Origin of the sequence: Streptomyces sp. NPDC049577 (genome assembly GCF_040675635.1) — a bacterium.
In the GTDB taxonomy this organism is placed as follows: Bacteria; Actinomycetota; Actinomycetes; order Streptomycetales; family Streptomycetaceae; genus Streptomyces.
The window spans coordinates 1-9,595 of sequence record NZ_JBFAPH010000240.1 but is presented as its reverse complement, the minus strand read 5'-3'; the positions used below and the strand labels follow the sequence as shown (position 1 = coordinate 9,595).

General features: G+C 75.8%; 5 protein-coding genes and 2 pseudogenes. 3 read left to right on the top strand and 4 right to left on the bottom strand.

Annotated features, from left to right (window positions below):
* Nucleotides 1-215: pseudogene (locus AB0K09_RS23635) on the bottom strand (type VII secretion-associated serine protease mycosin); the annotation flags it as partial.
* Nucleotides 216-225: 10 nt separating this feature from the next.
* On the bottom strand, nt 226-1,779 hold the full coding sequence (gene eccB, locus AB0K09_RS23630; protein ID WP_366067371.1) for a type VII secretion protein EccB: 1,554 nt from the start codon (nt 1,777-1,779) through the stop codon (nt 226-228).
* Nucleotides 1,780-2,165: 386 nt separating this feature from the next.
* On the opposite strand from eccB, the gene eccE reads away from it, so the two are divergent.
* From eccE to AB0K09_RS23615, 3 genes are all read left to right on the top strand, one after another.
* Nucleotides 2,166-3,353 (top strand): type VII secretion protein EccE, encoded by a 1,188-nt coding sequence (eccE, locus tag AB0K09_RS23625; RefSeq protein WP_366067370.1) that lies wholly within the window; start codon nt 2,166-2,168, stop codon nt 3,351-3,353.
* Nucleotides 3,353-4,108, top strand: a complete 756-nt coding sequence (locus AB0K09_RS23620; RefSeq protein ID WP_366067369.1) for a hypothetical protein — start codon at nt 3,353-3,355, stop codon at nt 4,106-4,108. Before eccE ends, AB0K09_RS23620 begins: the two co-directional genes overlap by 1 nt.
* Before the next feature lie 330 nt (nt 4,109-4,438).
* Complete coding sequence (locus AB0K09_RS23615) at nt 4,439-6,916, top strand: SCO5717 family growth-regulating ATPase (RefSeq protein ID WP_366067368.1); 2,478 nt, start codon at nt 4,439-4,441, stop codon at nt 6,914-6,916.
* 59 nt (nt 6,917-6,975) lie between these two features.
* On the opposite strand, the gene AB0K09_RS23610 is transcribed toward AB0K09_RS23615, so the two are convergent.
* Both AB0K09_RS23610 and AB0K09_RS23605 read right to left on the bottom strand, forming a co-directional pair.
* Entirely contained in the window at nt 6,976-7,941 is a 966-nt protein-coding gene (locus tag AB0K09_RS23610) for a bifunctional riboflavin kinase/FAD synthetase (RefSeq protein WP_366067367.1), read from the bottom strand.
* A 51-nt stretch (nt 7,942-7,992) separates the two neighbouring features.
* A pseudogene (locus AB0K09_RS23605) lies at nt 7,993-9,595 on the bottom strand (hypothetical protein); the annotation flags it as partial.

Below are 9,595 nucleotides of genomic sequence, written 5' to 3'. Positions count from 1 at the left end.
ACGCGCTGGAGGGCCCAGGGCGTGCCCTTGATGGGCCTGGCCGGGTAGGTGCACTGGCCGCTGCCGGCCAGGGAGAGCCGGTCCGGCACGTGCGGTGGAGCGGCGGCCGTGCCGAGGGCGGCGGCCGCGGCGAGCGCGAGGGCGAGCCGCAGCGCGGTGTTCCGCCGGGCGGTCGCCGCGCGACGCGTGGTGCGAGGAGTGGGGTGGGTGCGCATGCCGTACCGCCTAGGAGCCCTGCGGCTGTCTGGCGCTGTTGGTGTCCAGGCGCGGCCCGGTCGGCAGGAACCCCGACCAGTTGGCGGGTACGGGCACGGGGTCCACGCTCTTGTAGCCGAGCCGGACCTGTGCCTGGTCGGCCTCCTGCTGCCGGGCAGGGTCCGCCGCCGGCTTCCCGTCCTTGTCGTTGCCGATCCTCGCGGTGTCCGTGCTGCTGTCGTTGTTGGACTGCACGGCGTAGCGCAGGCCGGTGTCCGTGACGAGGAAGAGGGACCCGCTGCTCGTCTGGCGTCCCGTCACCTGGCGGTAGAGCAGGCCCGAGCCGGGGGTGACGTAGGCGGTCGTGGCGCCGTCGGGGGTGGTGGCGGGGAAGTCGGGGCCGGCCCAGGTGGCGAGCTCGGGGGTGCCGCCGCGGGTGAGTCCGGTGAGGATGCTGCAGACGGTGCCGGCGGACGCGCCGGAGTTCGCCTGTCGCGGCACGCCGGAGGGCCAGTGCTTCTGCCCGTAGAACTCGTCGCCGTCCGGGGTGAAGGCGGACGCGCTCACCCGGGCGGGCCGGCCGGCCTGGCCGAGGGATTCCAGCTGTTTGCTGTTGAGCAGCAGCTTCGCGGTGAAGTCGGAGACGCGCTGGACCTTGCCGCGCAGGACGACGTAGTCCTGCGTGCCGTTGCCCGTCGGGGCCTCCAGGACCGTGCCGACGCGGTCGAGCGGGCGCGGCAGGGTGCCCACTCCGGCGTCCTCGCCGGCCGCTTCGCCGAGTTCGGGGAAGACGATGGGCGCGCCGTCGCCGAGGGTGTCCAGCCAGTCCCGGGTGACGCGCTGCGGCCGGGCGCCGTCCTGGAAGAGGGAGCGCAGCAGGAGGTTGTAGGCGGAGGGCCGCGAGGATGCCCAGTCGGCGCCGCCGAGCGGGTACTTGGTGCCGTGGGGGTCGACGAGGTAGCGGGTGTCGTCGGGGCCCTGCACGTACAGTGCCTGGTCGTCGCGCAGCCGCTGCGGGCCGGTCAGCTTCTTGAGCTTCGGGTCGCGTTCGGCGAAGAGGAAGACGGCCTTCTGTGTGGTCCTGCCGTTGCCGCCGGGCTGTTCGCACACGGCCCACTGCTTCTTCTTCCCGGCCTCGGCGGCGGCGGGCATCCGGTCGGGGGCGAAGGGGATGCCGATGGTCGGGCCGCGCGGGATGTGGCCGTTGTCGAGCTCGGCCTCCTTCACCTTGATGATGCCGGACTTGTCCGGGGTGAGGAGGAGTTTGGCGGAGGCCAGGTTGAGGACGGGGTGCAGTTGCTTCCTGCCGTCCGTGATCAGCACGACATAGCGGGTGGTGGAGTCGCTGCCGACGATGACGTGGGACGCGGGGTCGTCCCAGCCCTTGGGGGCGGTCGGGCGGAACATGCCCCAGGCGCCGAACGCCGCGACGAGCAGCGCACCCGCGACGATGCCGGGCAGGACGCTGCGCAGCGGCCGGGGCGCGCCCTCCTCCGTGCCGCTGGGCGAGGGCTGCAGGAACGCGGCAACCGTCCGTTTCTTCGCAAACGTGTAGGCGTTGAGCTCGTCCCGCCGTGATGCCATGTGTCGCCGTTTCTCCCCGTTTTCCGGCTTTCGTCAGCGCGGGGCCGCCCTCGGTCCACCCTCGGTCCACCCTCGGTCCGGCGTCCGGTCCCGCTGTCGTAGGGACCCTCTACTATGCCCGTAGGAGATCGGCACCCGGGGGCCGGGGGGACGGTTCCCGGCGGGCGCCGGGCGGTGCGGGCCTTGCCGGCAAGGGCTTTGAGGGGGCTTCGAGGGGGATGGCAGTCGCTGCGCGGGTACGGGCGGAAAGCGCCGCCGACGGGGAGCCGGCCGGGCGGGACGGCTCGCGTGCGGCGGCCGCCCGGGGCGCCGGTCCGGCGGCTTCGGCGGCCGGTCGGGGCCCGGTGACGCTCCGGGCCGTCACCCGGCCGGGCTCGGTCGGCCCTGTGCGATTGCAACAACTCGTGCTGCTGGAGCTGGCGACGGCGGTGCCGCTGTGCGCCTGGGCCGCCGGCCCGCTGCTGCTGGTGCCCGCGGTAGTGGTGGCCGCGCTGCTGGTGCTGTGCGCGCTCGTGCGCCCGGGCCGCCGGCCCCTGGTGGAGTGGGCGCTGACGGCCGCGGCGGCACGGCGGCGTGTCCGGCGGGCGGCGGCGGAGACCGTGCCCGCGGACACCGATCCGCGCGTGGCGCCGGTCGTCGAGTGCGAACCGGGCCTGCGGCTGGACTCCTTCACCGACCGCGCGCAGCGCCCGGTGGGTGTCGTGGGGGACGGCACGTTCCAGTCGGTGGTGCTGGGCGTGGAGGGCGTGGACGCGCCGCTGCGGCCGCTGCGCGTCGAGAAGGCGCTGCCGCTGGCCCTGCTGCGGGACGCCATGGACGTGGACGGCATCCGGCTGGAGTCGGTGCAGGTGGTGCAGAGCGCCCTGCCCGCGCCCGCGCCCCATCTGCCCGCGCAGTCGCTGCCCGCCCGCAACTACGCGCCGCTGCAGGAGCTGACGGGCGCCCCGGCCGTGCGGCTGACGTGGGTGGCGCTGAAGCTGGATCCACAGCTGTGCCCGGAGGCCGTCCAGGCGCGGGGCGGCGGTGTGGAGGGGGTGCGGCGCTGCCTGCTGCGCGCGGCCGACCAGTTGGCGAGCCGGCTGCGCGGGGCGGGCTTCGCCGCGGCGCTCCTGTCGGAGGACGAACTGGCGGCAGCCCTGGCGACCGCCGCGAACGTCAACCCCGCCGCGACAGCCCGGGCGGGCCGTTCGGACACGCCCGCGCGGCGGACGCTGGAGACGCCCCGGGCCTGGCGCTGCGACGACCGGTGGCACACGACGTACTGGATCGGCCGCTGGCCGCAGTTGGGCCGGGGGGCGGCCTCGCTGCCCCAGCTGGCCGCGCTGCTCACCTCCCTGCCCGCGCTGTCGACGACGCTGAGCCTGACGCTCGCGCGGGGTCGGGCACAGGGCGGGCGGCCCGCGCCGGTGCTGTCGGGGCACGTCCGGGTCTGCGGCCGCAGCGCCGACGAACTGACGGCGATACGCCGTGAGGTGGAGCGTGCCGCGCGGGCGGTGCGCGTGGGTCTGGTCCGGCTGGACCACGAGCAGGTGCCGGGCGTGCTGGCGACCCTGCCGCTGGGAGGTACGCGCTGATGGCGGCCCACTCCCCCACGAGCGCCGCGGGCACGGCGGGCGCCCCGGCGCGCCGGCCGCGGCCCGGGTTCGGTCTGCTCGGCCCCCGCCGGGGGCGGCACGAGCTGCCGCCCGAGCAGTTCGGGGCGCTGGAGCTGCCGGTCGGTGACGACGGGGTGGTCGTCGGCGCGGACGCGCAGGGCGTGCCCGCCGTGCTGGGCCTGGCCCGGCCCGTGCCGTTCGACGTCGTCCTCGTCGGCGGCGTGTGGACGGCACAGGTCATCGCGTTGCGCGCGGTCGCCACGGGCGCGCGGGTCGCGGTGGAGACCGGGCGGCCGCAGCTGTGGGAGGCCTTCGCGCAGGCGGCCTCCGGCGGCCGGCAGTCCGTCACCCTGCACGACGCCGGGCGCGTGCCCCCGCAGGGGCCGTCGGTGCACAGCCCGGTGCTCGTCGTCCGCGACTGCGGCGTCCGCCCGCCGCGCGGGCGCGCGGGCGCCGCGCCCTGGCAGTCCGTTCTGACCCTGCTGCCCTACCCCGGCCCCACCACGCCCCGGTTGATGGCCGACGCCTCCCTCGTGGGTGTGCAGCGCGTCGCCCCGGACGAGGCCCGCGAGATCGGCCGGACCATGAACCTGCCGGCCGCCGACGTCGAGACGCTGTCCACTCTCCCTGACGGCGTCACCCTCTGGTGCACCCGCACGGCACGCCGGTACGTCACCCTCGGGCCGACCGAGCACGAGGTGGGGCTGCTGGGCGCGGCACGCCGCATGGAGTGACGCGCGCCACCCGCCATTTCCGATGAAGCGGGGTGAATCGGGCGCGAGAATCGGGGTGTTGCGAGGGGTGTTGACCCCGTTCGGCGGGGAAGTGTCGTGACGTACGCCGCGCGCAAGGGGATCGGGGGGCGGCCGGTGCGGCGGGGACGGCCCTGCCGCGGCCATACGAATGACGATTAGTCTTGGTGAACGTACGCACGCACTGAAGCACCCGGCGCCGAGCCCGTCGCGCGCGAGAGACGGACGGGGAGCGGCCATGGACCGGGTGACGGGAACGGTCGGCCCGCCAGTCGATCCACCGGGCGCCGGACCACATCAGCAGGAGGCATTGTGAGCAGCGATCGGGACGAGATCCGCGCCGCCGGGACCGCAGCCGGCGAGGACCGGTCCGACGCGGAGCACGAGCACGAGCCCGAGCACTCGGGCGAGTTCACGATCGACTACACGCCGCCTGCCTGGTACACGCAGACGGCGCCCTCGGCGCCGGTCGCGCCGGCTCCCGCGCCGGTGGCTCCCGCGCCCACGCCGGCGGCGCCCGCTCCGGCGCCGGCGGCCGCGGAGTCCTGGGAGCCCCCGGCGGCTCCTCAGGTCTCGCCGGCCCGGCAGGGCCCGCAGCTGTCCCAGCCGCCGCACACGCCGGACATGCCGCATGCGCCGAATCCGCAGCAGGCACTGCAGGCAGCTCAGGAGGCTCTTCCGCCGCTCCCGCCGAACTTCCCCCCGGCGTGGCCGACGCCGGCCCCGCAGGGCCCCGACCTCGTCGGCGCCCCGGGCCGGCAGGGGCTGCCGCACCCCGACCCGCAGAGCGGTTACGGCTACCCGCAGCCGAGCACGGCTCCGCACGCCGGGCCGGACGACGCCCTGGGCACGGTCGCACCCGCGGACGCCGCGGAGCCTCACGACGACGCGGCGGAAATCACCGCATCGGGTGAAGCCCACGACGTGGCCGGCCAGATGGACACGCGGTCCGACGAGACGTCGCCCGAGGAGCCCGACGACTGGCCCCTGGCGAGCCCTGCCCCGCGGCAGGATGCCGAGCAGGGCGCCGAGCAGCACGAAACCGAGCCGGAGGACGGCGAACCGGCGCAGGTCGCCGACGCCCCGGCCGGCCCGGCCGGACCGGCGAAGACGCCGCACGCCGACGGCGGCGAGGCGGGGGCGGACGCCGACGTGGCGCCGCCCGCCCCGCCCGTGCACCCCGCCGCCGAGGCGGAGGGCGCACAGCCCGCGCCGAGCGCCCCCGTTCCGCCCGTCCTCCCCGGCGCGCCCGGCGCGGACCCGCGCGGCGCCGCCGCCACCCCGTGGCTGCCCGCCCCCAGCACCCCCGCCGTCTCCCCCGCCGCCCCGCCGCCGGGTCCCGCCGAGGCGGCCCAGCCGGGCGTGCCGGCGGCGAACCCCGCGACCCCGTACGCCGCTCCCGGCGTTCCCGGCGTCCCTGGCGCCCACCCCTACGCGGCCCACACGCCCGGCATGCCCGGCGCGCACCCGTACGGCCACCCGGGCGGCGAGGCGGGTGCGCCGCTGCCGCCCGCCGTGGTGCCCGGCGCCGAGGCCGCTCCCTACGCGCCGCAGCCCGAGCCGTACGCGCCCGACGGCACCACCGATCCGCGCGCGGGCGGCTGGCCGTCGGTGACGCCCGAGCAACGGCAGCGTGCCGTGCACGGCGCGCCGCTGGGCTTCACGGCCGCGGTCGAGCTGTCGTCGGAGCGGCTGCTGAAGGGCAAGCCGAAGAAGCAGAAGCAGAGCTCGCACGGCGGGCTGTTCCGGTTCGGCGGCAAGAAGGAGGAGGCGGAGCGGCAGCGGAAGCTGGAGCTGATCCGCACGCCGGTCCTGTCGTGCTACCGGATCGCCGTCATCAGCCTCAAGGGCGGCGTCGGCAAGACGACCACGACGACCGCGCTCGGTTCGACGCTCGCCACGGAGCGGCAGGACAAGATCCTCGCGATCGACGCCAACCCGGACGCCGGCACGCTCGGCCGGCGCGTGCGCCGGGAGACGGGCGCGACCATCCGCGACCTCGTCCAGGCGATCCCGCACCTGCACAGCTACATGGACATCCGCCGCTACACGTCGCAGGCGCCCTCCGGGCTGGAGATCATCGCCAACGACGTGGACCCGGCGGTCTCGACGACCTTCAACGACGAGGACTATCGGCGCGTGATAGACGTGCTGGGCAGGCAGTACCCGGTCATCCTCACCGACTCGGGCACCGGACTGCTCTACAGCGCCATGCGCGGCGTCCTGGACCTCGCCGACCAGCTGATCATCGTGTCGACGCCGTCCGTCGACGGCGCCAGCAGCGCGAGCACCACGCTGGACTGGCTGGCCGCGCACGGGTACGGCGAGCTCGTCTCGCGCAGCGTCACCGTCATCTCGGGGGTGCGCGAGACCGGCAAGATGATCAAGGTCGAGGACATCGTGTCGCACTTCGAGACGCGCTGCCGCGGTGTGGTCGTGGTGCCGTTCGACGAGCACCTGGCGACGGGCGCCGAGGTCGATCTGGACATGATGCGGCCCCGGACGCGCGAGGCCTATTTCGAGCTGTCGGCCCTGGTCGCCGAGGACTTCGTGCGGGCCCAGCAGCAGCAGGGACTGTGGGCGGGGCAGGCCGTCCAGCCGACGGGCCACCAGCCGCCGCCGGTGCCGGGCGCGTACCCGGGAGCGCAGGCGGCCGAGCAGCCGGGCGCGCAGCCCGGGGTACAGCCGGGGGCGCCCGGGGCGCCCGGTGCGCCGGGGCCGTACAACCCGTACAACCCCTACGGCGGCGGGGCGGGCGGCGGATACGGATACCCGCCCCAGCAGCAGTGAGCACATGAGGAGGGCCCCGGGCGGCAGTCGCCCGGGGCCCTCCTCACGTATCGGCGGGGTCAGCCGGCGATGACGGCCGCCTCGTGCGCCGCGACCAGCTCGCGGGCCTGGTGGACGTCGCCCGCCATGCACTTCAGCAGCGCCTCGATGGACTCGAACTTCTCCATGCCGCGCAGGTAGGCGAGGAAGTCGACGGCCGCGTGCAGCCCGTAGAGGTCCAGGTCGACGCGGTCGATGGCGTACGCCTCGACGGTCCGCTCGGTGGCGTCGAACTGCACGTTGGTGCCGACGGAAATCGCGGCGGGCATGGACTCGCCGCCGACGACGAGCCAGCCGGCGTAGACGCCGTCCGCCGGGATGGCGGTGTGCGGCAGGGTCTCGACGTTGGCGGTCGGATAGCCGAGCTCACGGCCGCGCTGCGCGCCCTGGACGACGACGCCCTCGACGCGGTGCGGGCGGCCGAGGATCTCCATGGCGCCCGCGACGTCGCCCTCGGCGACCAGGCGCCGGGTCAGGGTCGAGGAGAACGGCTTCCCGCCGCCCGCCTCGCCGGTGACATACAGGTCGACGACCTCCACGCCGTAGTCGTACGTGCCGCCGAGCTCCTCCAGGAACGCGACGTCGCCCGCGGCGCGGTGGCCGAAGCGGAAGTTGGGGCCCTCGACGACCAGCTTCGCGTGCAGCTTGTCGACCAGGACCTTGACCACGAATTCGGCGGGCGGCAGCTTCGAGAACTCCGCCGTGAACGGCAGGATCAGCACCGCGTCCACGCCCAGCTCGGCCATCAGCTCCGCACGCCGGTGGTGCGGCGCGAGCAGCGGCGGATGGCTGCCTGGCCGCACGACCTCGCTCGGGTGCGGGTCGAAGGTCACCACCACCGACGGCACGCCGAGCTCGCGTGCCCGTTCCACGGCCCGCCCGATGATCAACTGGTGCCCGCGGTGCACGCCGTCGTACGAGCCGATGGTGACGACGCTGCGCCCCCAGTCCTGGGGGATGTCCTCCAAGCCACGCCAGCGCTGCACTGTGCCCGCTCCTCGCCCGTACCCGAACCTTTGTCTGTGGATGACGCAGGTCTAAGAGTGCCATGCCGGTTCTCGGCGCCCGGCATCGGCCGGTCCTCTCACTGTCAGGTCAGCGCCGGAGGCGGCCCCGGAGCCCGGTTCCGGTCCCGCGGATGAGGTAGCCGGCGTGGACGCATCCGACGACGGCATGCCCGCCGTCAGACGGATCCGGGCGCTCGGGCCGACGACCACCGCCCACAGCGACGGCGCGGAGAGGAGCCATCCGCGCACCTGGGCGCCGAAGACGGGGAAGTCACGGGCGAGCGCCGTCAGCCGCCGGTCGAAACAGGCTGCCCCCTCCGGTGTGCGGGACATCAGCAGACCGGTCCGGTGCACGAGATCGCGCGTCCGCGCCTCCATGCGCTCCGCCGCGCCCTCGGCCGCCGCCCTGAGCAGCGCCTCCAGGACCGTGAGGTCCCGCTCGTACGGCCCGTACTCCTCCTGCTCCAGCAGCACCTCCAGCAGCTCCTGCCGCAGCGGCCGCGAGACGGGGGTGCCGGGCGCGGCGAGCACGGGGGCGAGGGCCCGGCGGACGTGCGCGGGGAAGGTGCGCAGCAGGTCGGCGACGAGCGGGTGGAGGACGGCGCGGGCGGCGGGCCCCTCCTCCAGGCGCCGCTCGACGAACTCGGCGGCGTTCTGCGCGCCCTCGGGGCGGTGCCGGACGTGCTCGCGCACGAGCGTGGCGACCCGCCGGGCGAGCTCGGGCGAACTGACCTCCGCGAGCGCCCGCAGCACCGCGCCGGGCCGCTCCCCCGGCTCGTACAGCCGGGCGCGGAAGGCGTCGAGCACCAGCCCCGGGTGCGTGGTCAGGGCGGGCAGCAGGACGGCGGGCGGCAGCTGCGGGTCGTCCTCGGCGAAACGGTCGAGCGCCTGCGGCAGGTGCTTGGCCCGCGTGACCGGGTCGCGGACCAGCAGGGCCAGCGCCGTGCCGTGCAGCGAGGTCTCCGCGGGGCGGGCGAGCAGGGCGAGCGCGGAGTAGCGCAGCAGCTCGCGGTCGGCGTCGGTGGTGACGTGCCGCGCGGTCTTCAGCGCGTACGCGGCCGCCGCGACATGCCGTTCGACACGCTCGTCGTGCGCCCAGCGGTCGACGGCCCGGCACAACGCGGACGGCTCGTCCTCGGCGAGCGCGGCCAGCAGCTCGTCGGCGCGCGGATGGGCGGCGTCGACGAGCGCCTCGGCGAGGTCGTCGATGGCCCGCCTGCGGTGGGTGTGCAGCAGCACCTGCGCGACGGTGGCGACGGTCAGGACGTATCCCGCGCCGGGCGCCGTCTGCAACGGTCGGTCGTCGTCGAACCAGCGGCAGATGACGGGCTGCGCGCCGTACGGGTCCTCCCCGAGCAGCGCGGCGACGGCGGTGAGGAACCGGTGCGCGTACGGCGAGGCGTCGGCCGCCTCGGTCTGCACCCGCCGGTCCGGCACGCCCGGCGCGGGGGCGCTGGGGCGCAGGGGGGCGGGCACGTTGACGCCTGCGGCGGCGCCGGGCTCCGACACGGGCGACTCCGGGTCCATGCCCTCGGGCGTCCGGGGCACCTGCCCCGGCACGGCGGTGGCGCCGGGAGCCGGCGCGGACGGCTCGGAGCCCGGATTTCCGGGCATCCGGGGGCCCTGTCCCGGC